Origin of the sequence: Granulicella cerasi (assembly GCF_025685575.1) — a bacterium.
Lineage (GTDB): Bacteria > Acidobacteriota > Terriglobia > Terriglobales > Acidobacteriaceae > Granulicella > Granulicella cerasi.
Genome location: NZ_JAGSYD010000003.1, coordinates 725,478 through 744,109, shown reverse-complemented (window position 1 = coordinate 744,109; position 18,632 = coordinate 725,478). Strand labels below are relative to the sequence as shown.

Here is an 18,632-nt window from a genome sequence, read left to right as displayed (position 1 = left end):
GCGTAGGTAGTGGCTTTGACCGAAATGAGTAGCGAACGAGCAGTACCCGCAGAGCAGCGAGTGTGGACGCTGCGGCGTGCGGAAAAGCAGCGGAGAATGCAGCGCATTGCGCCTTTTCTCGCAGGCAAAATTGCACAGAGCGAAGACATCGCAGCACTGCTGGAAGGCGTACTTGAGGCGGGCGATCGCGTCGTACTCGAAGGCGATAACCAGAAGCAGGCGGACTTCTTATCGACCGCACTTTCTGAGCTCGATCCCAGGCGTATTCACGACCTGCATCTGCTCATCTCGAGCCTTTCCAGGCCCGAGCATATTTCGCTCTTCGAGCGTGGCATTGCACGCAAGCTGGACTTTGCATTTGCGGGGCCGCAGAGCTTGCGCCTCGCTCAGGCGCTCGAAGATGGACTGCTGGAGATCGGCGCGATTCATACGTACGTCGAACTGTATGCGCGCATGTTCATCGATCTTGTGCCACGAGTGGCGTTTCTCTGCGCGGACTGTGCTGATCGCAACGGCAATCTCTACACCGGCCCGAACACGGAAGACTCGCCGACGATTGCGGAAGCGACTGCATTTCGCGATGGCATCGTCATCGTGCAGGTGAATGAGATCGTCGACGAGCTTCCGCGCGTGGACATCCCCGGCGATTGGATCGATGTGGTTTTACAGTCGCCGAAGCCGTATGCCATTGAGCCGCTATTCACGCGCGATCCGCGCCAGATCAACGAACTGCACATCCTGATGGCGATGTTGGTGATCCGCGGCATCTACGAGCGGCACGGCATCACCTCGCTGAACCACGGCATCGGCTTCGACACTGCGGCGATTGAGCTGCTGTTGCCAACGTATGGCGAGAGTCTCGGCCTGCGTGGCAAGATCTGTCGCAACTGGGCGCTCAATCCGCATCCGACGCTTATTCCGGCGATCGAAAGTGGATGGGTGGAAAGCATTCACTGCTTCGGGAGCGAGGTGGGCATGGAGAGCTACATCGCCGCGCGTCCGGATATCTTCGCCACGGGCCGCGATGGATCGCTGCGTTCCAACCGTGTGCTGTGTCAGCTTGCGGGGCAATATGGTGTGGATCTCTTCATTGGCTCCACGTTGCAGATGGACGCCGACGCCAACTCTTCGACGGTAACGCGTGGCCGCATCGCAGGTTTTGGAGGTGCGCCGAACATGGGGCACGATCCTCGCGGTCGTCGTCACGCGAGCGCGGCCTGGCTGGAGTTGCTGCGTGGGCAGGCACCTGTGCAACGAGGTCGCAAGCTTGTCGTGCAAGTCGCTGAGACGTTCCAGTATGGAGGCGTTCCTGCGTTTGTCGATGAGCTGGACGCTGTGGATGTGGGGCGCAAGAGCGGTATGCCGGTCGCGCCGGTAATGATTTACGGCGATGATGTGACGCACGTTGTGACGGAGCAGGGGATCGCGTACTTGTACAAAGCGGAGGGCGAGGAAGAGCGTCGCGCCGCGTTGGCTGCGGTCGCGGGCGTGAGCCCGGTAGGACTGCGGAGCAATCCCGCGATGGTGGAGCGTCTTCGCCGCGCCGGCACGGTCGCATTTCCTGCGGATGTAGGCGTGTCCAGCCTTGAGGCATCGCGCAAACTGCTTGCGGCGCGCAATATGGCCGACCTCGTAGAGTGGTCTGGCGGACTTTATCGTCCGCCCGCAAAGTTCAGGAACTGGTAGATGCAGACATTTCATTCAGTGGCAGCGCCGACCGTCGCGTGGTGGACTCCGCCGCGAATGCAGCCTGCAGCGTTGGGCGCGCTCGCGGTGGAAGCTCTGTTGCAAGAGGCGCGCGCGACCCCGAAGCCCGGTCTCGTCGATCGCCGCGGCGTGGGCGCACATCATGATCTCTCCTTGCCTCTGATGGAGCGCTCCGCAGTGGCGCTGGAGCCGCACTTCATCGCGATGGCAGAGGCGGCTGTTCGCAAGACGCTCAGCATAGAGTTGCGCGAAGAGCTCGGTGCACTTGGGCGCGATGCAGAGTCTGCGATGCTTCGCGTGACGAAGGGTGTGAACACGCACCGCGGTGCCATCTGGGCGCTTGGGCTGCTGGTGGCAGCGGGTGCGCAAGGTGCGACTTCGGTAAAAGAACTCTGCAATCTTGCAGGCGCCATTGCAAGAATGCCTGATGCGAAATGCGTGCAGACCGGCTCGCACGGGCGGAGCGCACAGGAAACATATGGCGCTATGGGCGCACGAGGAGAAGCGATGAGCGGCTTCCCGCATGTGTGGCGCGTCGGCGTTCCTGCATTGCGTGGCGCTCGCCTGCGAGGAGCCAGCGAAGAAGCCGCACGCGTAGACGCATTGCTCGCGATCATGGCCCAGCTCGAAGATACTTGCTTGTTACATCGTGGAGGCCGCGCGGCACTGCTGGCCGCACAAGTCGGCGCGGCGGAGGCTTCTGCTTTGGGTGGCGCTGCCACAGATGCCGGGTTGCAGCGCATCATCGCGTTGGATCAGGAGTTGCTTTCGCTATGGGCTTCACCGGGTGGATCCGCTGATCTGCTGGCGGCAACGCTTCTGGTCGATCGTATGGAGAAGGAATCGAAGTATGCTTGAACGTTTCACGATGGAACTGCCCGCGCAACAAAGCGTGACTCGCCGGAGTCATGTTGGCGTCGTTGCGTCAGGTGATCTCGAGGTCTTGCTGGAACCCGCCGACACACAGGTTGAGGTAGATGTGGTCACCAACGTTGCGGGACATCGCAAGACGTGGGAGGCCGTACTGGCGCGCTTCTTCGCGCAGCACCCGGTTGCAGTGCGGCTTGAGATTCGCGACCACGGCGCGACTCCCGGCGTTGTGTGGCTGCGGCTCGAACAAGCGCTGGAGCAAGCAACGCAGGTGGAGGTGCAAGCATGAGCGGAAGCTTCTCCAACTCTGCAGAGTTTCTTGAACTCTCGGCGCGCGAGCGCACAGCTGCCCTGCTGGACAAAGGCCGGCCGCGTGTAGAACTGCTCGGCCCTTTTGATCGCATCGCTTCACCCTGGCTCAAACTCTCCGGCCGAGTCGCACAAGCAGATGATGGTGTCGTCGTGACGCGCGGCTTCATCGCGGGGATGCAGGCCGTCGTGATTGCGATCGAGGCTTCATTCGAAGGCGGCAGCATTGGCGAAGTTGGAGGTGCGAAGATTGCCACCGCGCTGCAACTTGCAGCGGGAGCATCTCTCGCAGGACAGACGATGCCCGCGGTGTTGTTGCTAGAGACCGGCGGCGTGCGCTTGAACGAGGCGAATCTCGGACTCGCGGCCATTGCGGATATTCAACGCGCGATCCTTGATCTTCGCGAACATGCGCCGGTCGTCGCTGTGATCGCCGGGCCGGTCGGATGCTTCGGAGGTATGTCGCTCGCGGCCGCGCTCTGCACGCACATCATCGGCACGCGCTATGCCCGTTACGGCATGAACGGCCCGGAGGTCATCGAGCAGGAAGCAGGCGCGGCTGAACTCAACGCAGATGATCGCGAGCTGGTGTGGTCCATCTATGGCTGTTCTACTCGCGCAGCAGCGGGATGGATCGACGCGCTTGTACCAGCCAACACCGAGGCGTTGCGAGATGCCGTCGCCGCGTCGCTCAAGGGGGAACTGGTGCAGGCCACACGTCCTTCGCCTGCAGAACAACTCGCCTCATGGCGATCAAACTGGGAGGGCGCAGATGCCGATCACCGCTGAACGAGTTCACGCAGGGCCAGTCACCGTAGACCGTGCCGCGGCATGGATGGAGTGTCTCGCGGCGGAAACTCCGGCGCGGTCCGCTCCCTGTGTGCAGAGCGCCGAAGTGTTGTTGGGGTCACTACGCGTTCGCGCTTTTGCCGTCGTGCAAGATGCTGCCAACCTTTCTGCGCGAGCACGTCATGGCGAGATGGGTGTCGAGCAGGCGCTGCAGCTCTCGCTCGCGGTACGTGAGTTGGTGGATTCCGAAAGGAGCGCAACGCAGAAGACGCCCCTCCTCGCCATCGTGGACACACCTGGGCAAGCGCTCGGTCGGCACGAAGAAGCTGCTTGTATCTCTGCTGCCTGCGCAGCTTCGATCGCAGCTTATGACACAGCTCGCCGCTGCGGGCATCTTGTTGTAACGCTCGTCGTCGGAGGAGCGTTCTCGGGCTCGTTCCTGGCGCACGGTCTTCAGGCGGATGCGATCTTCGCGCTGCAGGCTGAGGGCGTAGAAATGCAGGCGATGCGACTGCGTTCGATCGCGCGCATCACGCGGCAAAGCGTCGCCAAAGTGCAGGAGATTGCGACGCGCGTCACGCCCATGTCTTATGCGATACAAGACGCTGCGCGCTTGGGTATCATCGATGCGCTGATTGAAGGCGTGGATGCGGATGCACCAACGCAGGAGCAGGTGCAACGCGTGAAGCAGGTACTTGCAGAAAAAATTGCAGCTCTGAAACCAGGCGCACGCAGCGTCGCCGGTAACCCATTACGCGTTGGAACCAACGCGGTGGTGGAAGCCATGCGCGCGCAGTGGGAAGCGGCCGATGCGGTGATGGCTGGCGGCGACGCCGTCGGCATGGTGCGATGAACGCGATCCTTCCGTTACTGCCGGTGCTCGTGGTGCTCGCGCTTGGCGTGTATGCTGGCCTGCGCAAACGCGTCGATAACCAGCGCCCTGAGCAACTCATCGCGCTGCTCATGCAATACGCGCTGCCATGCTCGTTGTTTCTTGGGGTCGGTTCATCCAGCCCGAAGATGCTCGCGTCGCAACTCCCCTTGATGGGCATCCTGCTCGTCGCGATGCTAGCGATCTACGCGCTGGTCTTCCTCTTTGCTCGCAAGTTTGGAGAGCTTGGACTTGGCGAAGCCGCAGTGCTCGCGCTGACGAGTGCCTTCGCCAACAATGTAGCGATCGGGCTTCCGTTCGTCGCGAGCATCGAAGGTCCCAGTGGCAGGTTGGTCGTGATGTCCGGCATCGTCGTCGGCGCGCTGGTGCTTTCGCCCGTCACGCTCGTACTGCTCGAACTGGACGCGCAGCGGAGTGATAGTGCTGCAGCAAGCGTCGGCATGCGCCACGCGCTGCTTCATTCGCTGCGTCGGCCTGTCATCGTGGCGCCGCTGCTGGGACTGCTGCTTTCGCTCAGCGGATATACGCTGCCGCCTGTCATCGCATCCTCGCTGGATCTCATTGGCAAAGCAACGATCGGCATTGCGCTCTTCCTCACCGGCTTGATTCTGTCGGCGCAGCGCTTTCGCTTCTCGTGGACCACGGCTGTCTCTGTCCTCGCGAAGAACCTGCTTCAACCCGTGATCGTATGGCTATTGATGCGCTGGTTCGGAGTGCACGGCACGCTCGCACAACAACTGTTCTTACTGAGCTGCGTTCCTGCGGGCTTCTTCGGAACGGTCTTTGGTGCGCGGCAAGGCCTGCGCTCCTGTGACGCTGGCGCTACGCTCGTGCTCAGCACCCTCTTCGGGGCTGCAACGCTCCCGTTGGCTGTGCACCTGGCGCATCGCCTATGAAGCAAGAGGTTCGCATTCACGATCTGCTTCAGCCTGCGGCTGCGTCTTGTGTGACGGCGGAGAACGCCGCAGACCAGGAGGCGATCAATCATTGGTTGGAGTGGGCTCCGCTGGTCGTGGTGCGCCGTCCTGGACTCATGCAAGGTCGCATCGCGGTGGGTGTCCGAGGCAAGCAACGATCTGAGCGCTATGCCGCATGGTTGGGCCTCGCCGACATCGAGGCCGTCCATCGACCGCAAGATCTGCGCTGTGAGGACCATGACCCAACGATGCCTGCGCTGATCGCATTGCAACGGCTACAGCAGCGATGGAAGGAGTTGCCGTACGCGTGGGGGCCCGTCGGAAGCGTGGGATTCGCGCTCGCCTCCGGCCGATCGACGCTACATGCTGCAAGCGATCTTGATCTGCTCCTGCGTCTGGATGTCCCACCACCGAATGCGGTATGGGCAAAGCTGCTCAACGATACGGAAGATCTTCCGTGCAACGTAGATGTTCAGGTGCAAGCGCCACAAGGCTCTGTGGCGCTTGCGGAACTGGCCGCTAACTCGCGCAAGTTTTTACTGCGCGCAAATGAAGGTGTGCGCCTCGTGCGAGATCCCTGGGCGCAGTAAGCCCCTGGGTCGGGTCGCGATTACTTCACAGACCATTTGAAGCTCACCGCTGAACCGGCAGGCATCGTGTAGTCGAACGTCTTGCCATTCCAGGCTACGGTGATCGTGGTGCTTGAAGACGCGCCATTAAACGCGACAAGCCCAACGGTGTTGTCCGGGTTCAGGAAGCCGATGCTCTGCACGCTGCCCGCAGTGCCTGCGGTCGTCGCGATCACACTGCCGCCTGGCGTAGCGACGCGGCCTACGTGACCCATCGCGTAGAGCGCGTCGTTGTAGTAAATCTGCGCGGTCGATGTGCCCGTGTTTACTGTTGCCAATCCGACGCAGGTGTAGCACCCGCCGTTCTGTGGGCCTTCGCTCTGGTTCAGAGCAAGGTTCCAGTTGATCACCGACCGAGCATGATTCTGGACCGTAGCCATCACCAGATTTTGCATCTGATATTTGAAGCCTGACCCCGTAAAGTTCGATGCCGTGAGCACGGGGCAGGAGCCCTTGGTCGCGCAGGTGATGGTGCTTGTGCCTTCGGTGAACCACACGCCCTTGGCGCTATCCAGCGCCTGGGTCGAGCTCATCGCATCCGGCGTGCCGCTATACCAGTGGAATGCCGTGCCCGCGATGTATGCGTTCGCGCCGGAGGCAAGCACCGTTTGCGCGTAGGCCGTGTCAGCATAGTTATCATCCATTGCGATGATCTTCGTGCTGAGCTTCGCGTTGGTGAACGCAGGGCCAAGGTAGTTTGCGATGAAGTTCACTTCATCATTCGCGGTCAGGATCGCTGAAGGATAACCGCTATTCGAGTTCAAGGGCTCGTTCTGCGGCGTCACCGCGTAGACGTTCAAACCCTGCGCGCTGTAGGCCTGCACGAACTTCACGAAGTAGTTCGCCAGATAAGGGAAGTCCGCAGTGAGAATCTGGCTGGACGATTGTGATGCGCCGCTGATGCCCACCATGGACGCATTCGTCTTCATCCACGCTGGTGGACTCCAGGGCGTTGCAAGAATGTGCAGATTCGGATTGATGCTTTGTGCGCTTTGCAGCAGCGGCACGATGTTCGTGAGGTCATGTGCGATGGAGAAAGACGCCAGCGTGGGATCACTCAGTCCTTTGGCGACGTCGTCGTAGCTGTAATTGCCGGACGCTGAAAAATCGCTCGCTCCCATGGGCAGCCGCACCATGTTCAACCCCGCACCGCTGGTCGTGCTGAAGAGCTGTTGCATCAGCGACTGCTGCTGCGCCGTCGGCAGTGCGGCAATCACTGTGGCGGCGGAGTCTGTCATTGCACCACCGACGCCGTCCCAGGGTTGTAACACCGTGGTCGGCGTCACCTGAATCGTCGTCGTGCCCGATCCGCTGGTCGAGCCGAAGTTGATGCTCGTCTGCGCGGTCAGCAACTGCGTTCCGTCTGCGGTGGTTTGATACACCTGCACAGCGGTGGTCGTGGACGTTGTGTTGCCGGCGGTGGATGAGGACGATCCCGCGCAGCCGCAAGCTGCGAGCAGCGAGGTCGTGAACGCGGCGAATCCGAGGGAACGCGCAAAGGCTTGGTTTTTCATGCCGGACGACTATCGTTGTGCTGCGAACATGCTGTCAATACAGGTGATTGGCTTTACTGCGCATGTGTTGGCTGTGTTTCGGATACAGATACAAAATCATTCGTGAAATCGTGGGATATGCGGCGTGTGATAACGCGAGCAAATAACCGGGTTCCTCAGAATTCATGGCGAGAAACCGGCAGAGTCTTCTGGAAATCGAGATGATGGAGCGTGATGCAAAAGCTTTGGATGAGTGCAGCTCTCGGTTTTCTTGTGGCGTCGTGCGCGGCACAAACGGTAACGGTAGTCGAAACGCGCGGTGATAGAGCGTCGCTTCTGGCGCGCAGCGAAGCGAGCTTCACAGCAGGCTCTGCGGTCGCGGGCAAGGGCGCTACAGTCGTCGTTCATGCAGACCGTCTGCTGCAGCGCATGGATGGCTTCGGTGCCTCGATGACTGGAAGCTCAGCGGTGCTGCTGCAATCTCTCTCGCCTGCGGATCGCTCAAGCGCGATGCATGAACTCTTCGATCCCCGCGGACCGCTGGGATTGACGTTGCTGCGTGAGCCGATCGCTGCGAGCGATTTTTCTGCGCACGGAAATTACAGCTACGACGATCCTGCCTCGGGAAGCGACGAATCGCTGCAGCATTTTCAACTCACCCATGATGGCGACGAGGTACTGCCGCTGCTGAGCGAGGCGCTGGCGATCAATCCACAGACGCGCATTCTGCTGCTGCCCTGGAGCGCGCCTGCGTGGATGAAGTCGAACCACAGCATGAACGGCGGACAGTTGGAGAACCGCTGGATCGCCGCGTATGCGAAGTACCTCACGCGCACGGTGGAAGCCTACTCGCAACGTGGGTTGCCGGTCTATGCGCTCAACCTGCAGAACGAGCCAGAGAACGAGAACCCGAGTTATCCGACGCAGTTGATGTCGCCGGCGCAGGAGATCGGGCTCGCCGAACAAACGCGTCCGCTGCTGCGCGGAGCAGGGTTTACAGCCCTACTCATTGGCTACGAGCACAACTGGTCGAACACCGAGTACCCGAAACAATTGCTCGCGCACAACGGGCTCTTCGACGGTGTGTCGTTCCATTGCTATCGCGGCAACGAGACGGCGCAGCTCGATGTGTTGCGTGCGTATCCCACGGCAAGCCTGTGGTTCACCGAGTGTTCGGGGACGAACGGATCTTCGTTTGCGGGCGACCTCATGTGGCAGGCACATCACCTGCTGTTAGGTGCTCCATTGCATGGGGCCCGCAGTGTCTTGTTGTGGAACCTCGTCCTGCGCCCCGATGGCGGACCACATAACGGGGGGTGCAATGACTGTCGCGCCTTACTCACGCTGGATGTTCGAGACGGAAAGCCGGTCTGGACGCGCAACGTCGAGTTCTATTTGCTGGCTCAGGCCGCGCCGTTCGTGCATCCCGACGCCCACATGTTGACGACGGAGATTCACGGTGCCGAGGGTGCGCTGGTCACGGCGTATCGCAATGTCGATGGCACGTATGCAGTACTGGCGTTGAACGAATCGCCCAGCGATCTCCCACTGCAGATCGAGGTGGAAGGGAAGACGCTCCGCCGCGTTTTGCCGAAGCGATCGCTGACTACCTTCGCTTGGGGAGACGCGCGACCGGTGCTGCAGGAAGGTCTGTATCGCCTGCAGGCGGAGAAAGACCGCTGCCTGGCGGCCTCGCGTGAAAGCAAGCAGCCCTTGCTGGAGGAGTGCTCTAACGCTGCCGCACAGTTGTGGGTAGTTTCGCGTCTGCGGAGCGGGCAGTTCGAGGTACGCAACGTCTCCACGCGGCAGGATTTGACCTCATCCGCGAACGGCTCGCCGCAGGCGATCACGCTGGACGGCGACCATGTCGCGCCGGTTTCTTTGCGTCTGGATCGCAGTGCAGTTTGCTTTGCTGGTTCGCCTTCTGGCGGCTGTTTCGGCGACGTACGGCTGAATTTTGTGTCCTCCGCCTCTGATAAGGAACGCAAATAGAAGCAATACGAAGATCGCAATTTACAAATGAATACTCACCTCACTACATTGGCTGCCGTTCATGAAACGGGGATTCTTTGCGCGTCTGAGAGCGCACACCCGTGCAGCAAAGATGAGGAAGGCGGACGTGATGACGGCAAGCGGCATAAGCAGATGGAAGACGACGAAGGGACGGATGTGTGCGGTTGCCCTGTGGGGCCTCTTCGCCGTGTTGCTCATGCCGGTCCGCGTGATGGCCCAGGTGGCCACGGCGGACATTCTCGGACGCGTGCAGGACGCGACGAAGGCGCTTGTGCCGAAGGCCGCGGTAACGATCGAGAACCTCGACACCGGTGTGAAGCGCTCGTTGACCACCAATGATGCGGGCGAGTTCACCGCGGCCTCGCTGCCTATTGGCCGCTATCGCGTCACGATCAGCAGCCCGGGTTTTTCGACGTATCAGGTTCCCGAGTTGATCCTCTCCCAAGGCGACCGCGTGCGTACGGACGCTACGCTCACCATCGGTGCTTCAGAGACCATCGACGTCGCTTCGGTTGAGCCGCAGTTGCAGACGGACAGTTCCACGATTGGCACTGTGGTGACCGAACGCGAAGTGCAGGACCTTCCGCTGAACGGCCGCAACTTTATGGAGCTCGCCCAGGTGCTCGCGGGCACGAATGAAGGCCCGCCGAATGCACTGAACAGCGGCACTCGCCCTGATGATCGCCGCCTCACTTCTTCGGTTTCGACCAATGGGCAAGACGAGAACGCGAACAATCAGCTGATCGATGGCTTGGATAACAACGAGCGCATCATTGGTGCGATCGGCGCTCGCCCGTCGATCGACGCGATCGCCGAGTTCCGCGTACAGACGAACCTCTACACCGCAGAGGTGGGCCGTAGCGCGGGCGCGATCATCAACATCATCACAAAGGGTGGTACGAACACCTATCACGGCTCGCTCTACGAGTTCTTCCGCAACGATCTCTTCGACGCCAGTAACTGGGGCTCGATCTCGCACACGGAGCTTCGTCAGAACCAGTACGGCGGTTCACTGGGTGGCTTCATCCTGCGCGACAAGCTTTTCTTCTTCGCCGACTATGAAGGCTTCCGCCAGGTGCAGGCAGTCACCGCTCTGAGCACGGTGCCTACCTGCTTTGAGCGCGCCAACATTGGCAACTTCTCCGACATCAGCCATACGAGCGTTCCCGCGACAACCGCGATTGACCCGATCGGCCTCGCGTACTGGCAGCTTTATCCGTTGCCCAACTATCAGAACGGCGTGAAGACGGGCTGCCCGAATAACACGGCGACGTCCAAGAACTTCTCCAGCAGCCCGAACACGACGCGCAACCTCAACACCGGCGACGGTCGTCTGGACTATGCATTGCCGAACGGTGACCACACCTTCGTGCGTTACACGATCAATCAGGGAACGGTAACGCTCCCCGGCAACCTGCCGACGGCGAGCACATATGCCAACGCCACAGTGGCGGGCCGCACAACGGTAAGCGGTCAGCCGATGGGTGGCACGATCAGCGGCGGCACGTTGGTCAGCGGCATCTCGCCGGGCGGCAACGTGTACAACTTCTCAGGCCAGTCGAACCAGATGGCGATGAACTCGCAGATTGACTACGTGCATCTCTTCACCGCGCAGTTGCTCGCTGAATTCCGCGTGGGTTACACGTTCATCGACAACCACGCGCTGCCGTTGAACTACGGACAGAACTTCGCTGCGGCACTCGGTCTGCAGGGTGCGAACCTCGGCGACCTTGGCACCTCGCAGCTCACGCCGGTTGGTCCACAAGGCTACTCGAGCGTCGGCGATGGCATCTTCCTGCCGCTGGAGAACCGCGACAATACGCTGCAAGGCAATGCGCAGTTCACGCTGCAGCACGGTAAGCAGAGCATCAAGTGGGGCGCGTCGCTCATTCGCCGTCACGCTACCAGCGCAGAGAGCAACTACGCTGCGGGCAACATCGTCACGGGAACGTACACCGGTGGCGGCGTCTTCGGTAGCGTCTCCTGCGCGCCGCTGGGATGCTTGCTCCGTGGCCTCGTCTATCAGACGCAGCGTTCCAATCAGCTTGTCGAGCCGGGCTATCGCACCTGGGAGCCGAGCGGCTACTTTCAGGATGACTACCGCGTTCATCCGCGTCTGACACTGAACCTCGGTATCCGTTACGACCTCTACACGCCGTTCACGGAAGCACATGGCCGCATCTCGAACTTCAATCCGTACACGTTGAAGCTGATGGTCCCGGGCACCTATGGCGTGGGCAAGACGGCGGGCGTCAATACGGATTACTCGAACGTGGCACCGCGCGTGGGCTTCGCCTTCATGGCTGCACCGAAGACGGTCTTCCGCGGCGGCTTCGGCCTGACCTTCATCCCCATCTCGAGCGGCGCACGCACCGCGCTCGGCAACGCACCGTACGTCTTCAACTACCAGACGTTGAAGAACACCACTACGCTGGCGCAGGGCCTGCCGCGGCCGTTCGTGCAGGATCCTACGAACGTCACCGCGACCACCACAAGCGGTCTTACGCTCTCCGGCATCGACCCGAACTACCGTTCGAGCTACATCGAGCAGTTCAACCTGACGATGCAGCAGGAGTTCGGCCGCAACTCGTTGCAGATATCCTATGTCGGCGCCATCGGCAAGCATCTGCGTCAGAACCCGAACCTCAATCTCGTCGCTCCCGGTGGCGTGACGGGTACGACAGACTACAACGATCTGCCCTTCGACAAGGCGTTCCCCGGTGTCTCGACGGTGAACGAAATGATCTCTGAAGGATACTCGTCCTACAACTCACTGCAGGCTGTCTTCGCGCGGCGCTTTACGAAGAACGTGGGCATCAACGCGAACTACACGTGGGCGCATGGCCTGAACAATGCGCCGAATTATGCCGCCGGTTATGGCGGCAACGGCGTGCTGCCTTATCAGATCAGCACGGTCGATTACGGCAACTCCGATCTCGACATCCGCAACCGTTTCGCCATGCTGCTCAACGTCGCTCTGCCCTTTGGACAGAATGCGAAGGGCTTCAAGGCGCGCCTTCTCAAAGGCTGGCAGACGAACGCTATCTGGATTCAGTCGACGGGCTTGCCGTTCTCTGTCACAGACGATACGGCGACGTCCAACACGGGCGCGACCAGCGAGCGCTCGATGCTCGTGGGCGACCCGCGCGCAGTGACCACGGCGGGAGGTTGCCCGGTAAAGATAAACGGTGGCACCACCTACATGACCAACAAGGATGTCGGCACGCCGAATTTCTTCTTCAACACTTGCGCGTTCGCCAACCAGCCTGCCTCGCAGTACATTCCGTCGGAGCGCAACCTGCTCTACGGCCCGCACTACCGCACGTTCAACCTCTCCATCTTCAAGACCTTCCCGATTTACGATCGTGCGAAGCTGCAGTTCCGTTGCGAGAGCTTCAACCTGACGAACACGCCGAACTTCGCGAACCCGGACTCGGGCCTCGGCGATACGGCCTTCGGCCAGATCACCGCAGTGCGCGGTGGATCCACGCCGCGTCAGCTACAGTTCGCTCTGAAACTTCTTTTCTAACGGCTTCAGCGCACCACCGAACGCCTCGTCCTTCTCATGGAGGATGGGGCGTTCCGCATTTCGGATCGGATTTGCCAATCGCCGCGGAGTGCGCGCCCCGATTCGGCAAGACTGGTGAAAGCGGTTGAGTATAGTGCTACCAGAACCACTTCAAGGGACGCCATGCTCAGAACTCTTCTTCTCTCAATCACGAGAGCTTCGTTGCTCTTGATGGCGATGTTTGCAAGCGTGGCGTCCGCGCAGACGCGTCCGTTTCTGCAGTTCCAACACACAGGCTGGACGATTCAGAATGGCGCTCCGTCGAGCATCACGCGGCTCGCCCAGACCACCGATGGATATCTCTGGCTGAGCACCGTGAACGGCCTCTTTCGGTTCGATGGCGTCTCGTTCGAAGAGTATCGGCCTCCGCATGGGCAGCAGCTCGCGCACACGGGGATCACTTCGCTCTACGCTACGAGCGATGGCGGGCTCTGGCTCGGTTACACCCTCGGGGATACGGGCTTCCTGAAGAACGGTGTCCTCACGTTGCAGTCGTTCAAAGGACATGTTCAAGGCCACGCGGGCACGGTGAACTACGTCTATGTTACCCATGATGGGACAACGTGGGCGGCTGTGGAGGTGTGAAGTGGGAAGGTAACTGAGAGTGGCGGGAAACGGCGGGCGTTGACGGGAATTCGCGGGATTATGGGCAGGTTTCGAGCATTTTGGGCGGGATCGAGCCCCCGGAGCACATCTCCCTAATTGCCACGTTATCTGAGAGCCACACCTTCCGGTTGGACTATCTAGATCCCATATTTAGCCCAAAACTCGCGTCCTCGAGAGAGTCCAATAGTCCAACGCTGGACTATTGGACTGTGCGATTACCACCAGTCCGCGATGGCATGAGCTATCGCCGCTCCGACGATGTGCACGAAACCGAGCGTGTTGGGGTGCGTGTTGTCCTGGGTCAGGCTGCCGATCGTCAGCGCGTTCACGCCACCGACCTTCGTCATGTCGACAACCGGGTCACTGAATGAGTTCGCGACCGCCACCGTGACGCCAGCCGTCGCCAGCGACGCCGCAGCGTTCGCCGTACCGCTCGCGTCGGCGAAGTTGGTCACGGCGATGATGCGCATAGCTGGGTTGGCCGCGTGAAGTGTGTTGTAGAACCACATCTCGTTGCCGTACTGCGTACCGGCTGAAGGCGCGTCGGTGATCGTGCCAATCGGCTGGAGGCCGGTGCCGACGCCGCCCACATCGTTCGTTCCGAGATAGACGACCATCACGTCGACGTTCGCGAGGTTTTGCGCGAGCGTCAGGTCGGTCTGCGGGTAGGTAGCTACGGTGTTGTAGTTGGCGCACTCTTGCGACGCATAGTTGCCGTAGGTCAGTGCGCTCGCCGCGTCGTAGAGGGCAACCGTGCCGGTGGGTGTCTGCGCGCCGTAGCACTCGAAAGCGTCGGCGTACTGACGGGCAGGGCGCGCGTCCTGGTACACGAGCGTGCAACCTGTACGCTTCAGTACCTCGGTCTGCCAGGCTTGCGCGAAGATCGAGCTGATGCTGTCACCGATCACCCCGAGGCGGCAACCAGCAACCGGTGAGGCCATCGAGGTCTGCGCCGCGACCAGCGGCGCGATGTCGGCGCTCGTGAGCGTATGAGCTGTCTGGACGAACGGCACATACGAGCTGGGTAGCGTGGTTCCGGCTATCAACATCTGCGATGCGATCGTGGAGTTGTCGCCGGTGAAGCGCAGCCAGTACGCGCCAGCGGGAGCGGTCAATACATGCCCGTCCGCGAAAGGAAAACCATCTGACGACTGCACGATTGTCAGCGCCGTCTGGTTGAGCGTGTACCAAGTGGCTCCGAAGTTGGGGTTGTTGGCTGAGTCGCCCTTCGCAATGATGTAGGACTTGCCGGGCGTGACCGGAATAAAGGCGCTGACGTACTGCGTCGAATCAGCCGTGATGTTGCCCGCAAAGTATGTCGGCGAGCAGCACGCAGCGGCTGTGTTCAGCAGCCCCGAGGCGACCTTGGCCTTGTCGAAGAGGTTGACCACTGCGGGCTGCTGCGCAGACATGATCTGCTGCAGCACTGCGGGGGCAATGATGCCTGCCTCTGCAGCCTGCGCGCGAGTCGCTTCGGTGGCGATAGCCACATCCACTGTCGAAGCCGGATAGACGGCAAAGCTGGAGTACGACGACGGCAGCGTCGCGCCGGAGACGATCTCCTGCTGCGTCCAAGAGGTGTTGTTGCTCCCGCAGCCCGGATCCCACGCCACACGTGCGAACGCGATCGTAGCCGTAGACGGCACGGTGATCGTCTTCGGGCTGGTGAAAGGAAAGCCAGAGCCTACGCCTTGCGGCACAAGGTTGACGTCATAGAAGGCCAATCCGTAGCCGCCGTTGGTATCGCACGAGTCGCCGATCGCCATCGTGAACTGACTGCCAGGCGTAACCGGGATATAGCCAGACGTCGAGTAGCCGTTCGCAGTCTCCGTCGCGCCATCCGCGTGCAGTAGTGTGTTTGCGCTGACTTTCGTCGGATCGAGAAGGTTCGGGCCGCCTTGCTTGTAAGCCCCGATGAGCGACTGCAGGTTGGTAGAGGTCGCGACCGAGTCTGCACCGGCACGCGCGAGCAATGCCCAGTCCGTCACGTCAGACGCAGGCGTGTTGCCCGTATTGCTGGCGGTGAGGCTCACGTAGCTCGAACCATTCGAGGCGACGGCGTCACCGATTGCGTAGCTCACAGAGTTCGACCAGGTGCCACGGAAGGTTGCGGGAGGCCCTGCAGGGCCAGCGTTGCCCGCGAGCGAGTCAACGAACACGCCGCCATAGCAGTTTGCGATCGACGACACGCCGTTGTTGACGCGAATGTCGAGAGCGCTACCAGAACATGACAGCGGATGGGTGCCGGAGCCTGTGGTGAAGGTGAACGCAGAGACGGTGCTGACGGAAACCGAGGGGATGTAGTCATCCAGCGACCAAGTCGGGCCAGCGATGCCCGGCACGAAGAACGTATCGACTGTCTGCGTCGTGCTGTCAAAGACAGAGATTTGATACGAATGGCCGGGAGATGAATCGGTCGCAGAGTCTGGAACCTGCAGGGTGGTGACCAACGCGCCGTCGGTGATCGTTCCGCAGAACGGGCGTCCCTTCATGTAGAAGCCGCCACCATGCTTGGTGACCTGAATCGCGTTGTTGTATTGATCGACCGGGGTGAGACACAACGTGCCGCTGGTGGGCGAGTTTCCACCGTTGATAGATTCAGCCGTGATGGTCGTCATCACGTTCTGCGCGTGGCTTACCGTTGTGAGAAGTGCAAGCGCCGAGAGGACGAGGTTGCGTAGTAGTCGCATGTTCGCAGTATCGCGACCCGGTCTCGATTTACCTCACCGCGCTGTCGCAGGTTGCCGACTTGTCGCAGCGGCCTGCGCGCGTAGTTTTTCCATGTAGCGTTCGAGCGATCGCACGTCGATTCTCCACGGTGCCGAGGGCTTGTTGATGATCTTGTAGGCCGTCAAAGTCCCTGCCTCGATCAGTTCGGTGACCAGTGTCTTCCCGCAATCGAGAACGTCCATTACGCGCTCGGTCGTGATGGTGTCTTCGAGCGAGAACGGAAGCAGGTCGTCTGCGCGAGGGCGCAGTCCTTTGGGTGATGGCTTGCGAGGTGCAACGCCTGCAGCGAGCCGGAGGTTGTCGCAGAACTCGACGAGGCTATCGAACTTGATGCGAGTCATAGTGCCGGGGCCTCCGGGTGAATACGCCGCGAAGAGTTTGGCCTGCACGAGCCGCAGCACCGATCGCGTGCTGACGCCGAGGATCTCGGACACGCGCTCTACACTGACCTCAGCGGTACGCGGGAAAGGCAGCGCAAGATTCGGCACCGAGCGGATGCGGTGGCCGGTGATCGTCGCCATTACTTCGGGCGAGAAGATGTGTGTTTGACCCTCAATGCAGGTACGTCGCTTCATGCAACCTCCTTGCGCAGAATCCCTTTCAGTGCAAAGCGCACGCGGTTGGCATCGCCGAGCGTGCGGATGGTGTCGCGGCCACCGTTAGGGCCACTACGCGAGCGCAGAAAGGCACGCAGGCGATCGTTGTCCCAGCCGAGGCTACGCATGTCCGCCTGGATGAACTCAAACACCGGCTCGGTGCCGTCAACCATCGTCGCCTCAGCATGGATCTGATCGTTGCGGCCTTCGGTGCCATCCTTCTCCGCGCGATGGCGCGAGACGTAGGACGTGGGAGCCTTGGTCTGCGGCATTCCGATGGTGTTCTGCAGCGCATCGATGCAGAGCTTCGCCTGAGCGATGGTGAGCAGCGAGAAGCTTTCGATCTTGCAGCCAGTAACGGAGGAAGCCCATTCGAGACGGTCTTCGCGCGAGTTACCCATGTCGAGGTGCGTGGCGCACTGCGAGTAAAGCGTCTGAAGACGGCGTAGGGCGAGAGGAGTGATGCGCTTCATCGGATGGCCTCCCAAAGTCCCGCGTAGCACTGTGCACTGCAAAGGTTGAAGATGCCTTGCGTGCGGATCGCGCAGCGCAGATGGGCAGATGCTGGAAGGAGCGCACCACAGCACGCGCAGAGCCCGACATCGTTTCGGCTAAGAGCTCTTGCGAGGGCGTCCACGCTTGCGCTTGCAGCCGCCGTCGCAGTTGGGGCAGGTGCATACACCGTCGAGGTCGACGCCTGCACCGAGGTGCTTGCGAAGGAGTCGTCGTGCAAGGGCAAGCTCCTCGCGGCGCTGATCGCGTCTACGTTCGGCATAGTCTTCGAGCTTGTGTGGTTGGGAGCAGAATCGCGCATTGCCTTTGCAGGGCTTATTGCATCCTGGTCGCTGGCACTGCCTGGGCATGATTCAAACTCCTTGCTTTGGTGCAGGTGTGATCCGAGCAGGCCGTCGCCTGCGATGTCGTTGTAAGGCGACTCGCCAAACGCGTCGCGATCGGTGGCGATGCGCTGCAGCTTGTCCCAGATCCGGGCGATGAGCAGCATGTCGGCATACTGCGAAAGCTGCACGCCGTTCGGGTACAGCAACGCGAGAGCCTTCGGAGCCGTTGCGAATGACGATCCATAGGCCGCGTTCTTCCGCTCGGTGGTCTCGCCGATCATCTGGCCGATTTCAAGTAGTGACTTCATCGTTGCTCACCACCTTCGGCCTTCGGCATTACCTCAGCGAGGTGTGCGTCGAAATCCTCGCCGACAGTTGCCCAGCATTCATGCCCCATGCCGGTGGAGAATCCGCACGAGCACTCCATCGCTGGCACCCAGCGTTCGCCGTTGCTGTAGTACGTCGCATGTTCGATACCGTGTGTGACTGCCATCTATCTCTTCCCCTCTCGAGCTTTCTGCTTCTGCTCACGCTTCCGGCGTCGTGAGGCTTTCTTTGCTGCTTGCTGTCGGCGAAGAAGCTTCATCGTCTCTCCGCCTGGATCGGCCATAAACCTGTCGGTGCGTCGGCTGCTGTCGACATACCTGCCAACCTTCTTCGCCCCGGCAACCCAT

16 protein-coding genes are annotated in these 18,632 nt (G+C 60.9%); 10 read left to right on the top strand and 6 right to left on the bottom strand.

Annotation, left to right across the window (positions count from 1 at the left end; translation table 11 throughout):
• Window positions 1-24 precede the first annotated feature (24 nt).
• From mdcA to OHL11_RS12630, 7 genes are read left to right on the top strand one after another with little or no spacing between them, the layout of a single operon-like run.
• On the top strand, window positions 25-1,686 hold the full coding sequence (mdcA, locus tag OHL11_RS12660) for a malonate decarboxylase subunit alpha (protein WP_263371868.1): 1,662 nt from the start codon (window positions 25-27) through the stop codon (window positions 1,684-1,686).
• Entirely contained in the window at window positions 1,687-2,565 is an 879-nt protein-coding gene (locus tag OHL11_RS12655) for a triphosphoribosyl-dephospho-CoA synthase (RefSeq protein WP_263371867.1), read from the top strand.
• Window positions 2,558-2,866, top strand: coding sequence for a malonate decarboxylase acyl carrier protein (gene mdcC / locus OHL11_RS12650; RefSeq protein WP_263371866.1), 309 nt, complete (start codon window positions 2,558-2,560; stop codon window positions 2,864-2,866). The genes OHL11_RS12655 and mdcC overlap by 8 nt, the downstream gene beginning before the upstream one ends.
• Entirely contained in the window at window positions 2,863-3,675 is an 813-nt protein-coding gene (locus tag OHL11_RS12645) for a biotin-independent malonate decarboxylase subunit beta (RefSeq protein ID WP_263371865.1), read from the top strand. Before mdcC ends, OHL11_RS12645 begins: the two co-directional genes overlap by 4 nt.
• A complete protein-coding gene (locus OHL11_RS12640; RefSeq protein ID WP_263371864.1) occupies window positions 3,659-4,528 on the top strand; it encodes a biotin-independent malonate decarboxylase subunit gamma in 870 nt (289 codons plus the stop codon). The genes OHL11_RS12645 and OHL11_RS12640 overlap by 17 nt, the downstream gene beginning before the upstream one ends.
• A complete protein-coding gene (locus OHL11_RS12635; protein WP_263371863.1) occupies window positions 4,525-5,463 on the top strand; it encodes an AEC family transporter in 939 nt (312 codons plus the stop codon). Before OHL11_RS12640 ends, OHL11_RS12635 begins: the two co-directional genes overlap by 4 nt.
• A complete protein-coding gene (locus tag OHL11_RS12630; protein WP_263371862.1) occupies window positions 5,460-6,074 on the top strand; it encodes a malonate decarboxylase holo-ACP synthase in 615 nt (204 codons plus the stop codon). The genes OHL11_RS12635 and OHL11_RS12630 overlap by 4 nt, the downstream gene beginning before the upstream one ends.
• Before the next feature lie 20 nt (window positions 6,075-6,094).
• On the opposite strand, the gene OHL11_RS12625 is transcribed toward OHL11_RS12630, so the two are convergent.
• Window positions 6,095-7,627, bottom strand: a complete 1,533-nt coding sequence (locus OHL11_RS12625) for a glycoside hydrolase family 30 protein (protein WP_263371861.1) — start codon at window positions 7,625-7,627, stop codon at window positions 6,095-6,097.
• A gap of 213 nt (window positions 7,628-7,840) precedes the next feature.
• Here OHL11_RS12625 and OHL11_RS12620 point away from each other — a divergent pair, with 213 nt between their 5' ends.
• The 3 genes from OHL11_RS12620 to OHL11_RS12610 all read left to right on the top strand — a co-directional run bounded on the left by OHL11_RS12620 (window position 7,841) and on the right by OHL11_RS12610 (window position 13,772).
• A complete protein-coding gene (locus tag OHL11_RS12620; RefSeq protein WP_263371860.1) occupies window positions 7,841-9,598 on the top strand; it encodes a glycoside hydrolase family 30 beta sandwich domain-containing protein in 1,758 nt (585 codons plus the stop codon).
• A 112-nt stretch (window positions 9,599-9,710) separates the two neighbouring features.
• A complete protein-coding gene (locus tag OHL11_RS12615; RefSeq protein ID WP_263371859.1) occupies window positions 9,711-13,148 on the top strand; it encodes a TonB-dependent receptor in 3,438 nt (1,145 codons plus the stop codon).
• A gap of 210 nt (window positions 13,149-13,358) precedes the next feature.
• Window positions 13,359-13,772, top strand: coding sequence for a two-component regulator propeller domain-containing protein (locus tag OHL11_RS12610; RefSeq protein WP_263371858.1), 414 nt, complete (start codon window positions 13,359-13,361; stop codon window positions 13,770-13,772).
• Window positions 13,773-14,008: 236 nt separating this feature from the next.
• Here OHL11_RS12610 and OHL11_RS12605 read toward each other — a convergent pair whose 3' ends face one another.
• The 5 genes from OHL11_RS12605 to OHL11_RS12585 are packed head-to-tail and all read right to left on the bottom strand — an operon-like array spanning window position 14,009 to window position 18,451.
• The gene (locus OHL11_RS12605; RefSeq protein ID WP_263371857.1) at window positions 14,009-16,483 is read right to left on the bottom strand and encodes an SGNH/GDSL hydrolase family protein; all 2,475 of its coding nucleotides are present in this window, start codon (window positions 16,481-16,483) and stop codon (window positions 14,009-14,011) included.
• Window positions 16,484-16,516: 33 nt separating this feature from the next.
• Window positions 16,517-17,098, bottom strand: a complete 582-nt coding sequence (locus OHL11_RS12600; RefSeq protein ID WP_263371856.1) for a helix-turn-helix domain-containing protein — start codon at window positions 17,096-17,098, stop codon at window positions 16,517-16,519.
• Window positions 17,095-17,592 carry a hypothetical protein gene (locus tag OHL11_RS12595; protein WP_263371855.1) on the bottom strand — a complete coding sequence of 166 codons (498 nt, stop codon included), beginning with the start codon at window positions 17,590-17,592 and terminating at the stop codon, window positions 17,095-17,097. The genes OHL11_RS12600 and OHL11_RS12595 overlap by 4 nt, the downstream gene beginning before the upstream one ends.
• Window positions 17,589-18,266 (bottom strand): hypothetical protein, encoded by a 678-nt coding sequence (locus tag OHL11_RS12590; RefSeq protein WP_263371854.1) that lies wholly within the window; start codon window positions 18,264-18,266, stop codon window positions 17,589-17,591. Before OHL11_RS12590 ends, OHL11_RS12595 begins: the two co-directional genes overlap by 4 nt.
• Window positions 18,263-18,451 carry a hypothetical protein gene (locus OHL11_RS12585; protein ID WP_263371853.1) on the bottom strand — a complete coding sequence of 63 codons (189 nt, stop codon included), beginning with the start codon at window positions 18,449-18,451 and terminating at the stop codon, window positions 18,263-18,265. Before OHL11_RS12585 ends, OHL11_RS12590 begins: the two co-directional genes overlap by 4 nt.
• Window positions 18,452-18,632: the final 181 nt, after the last annotated feature.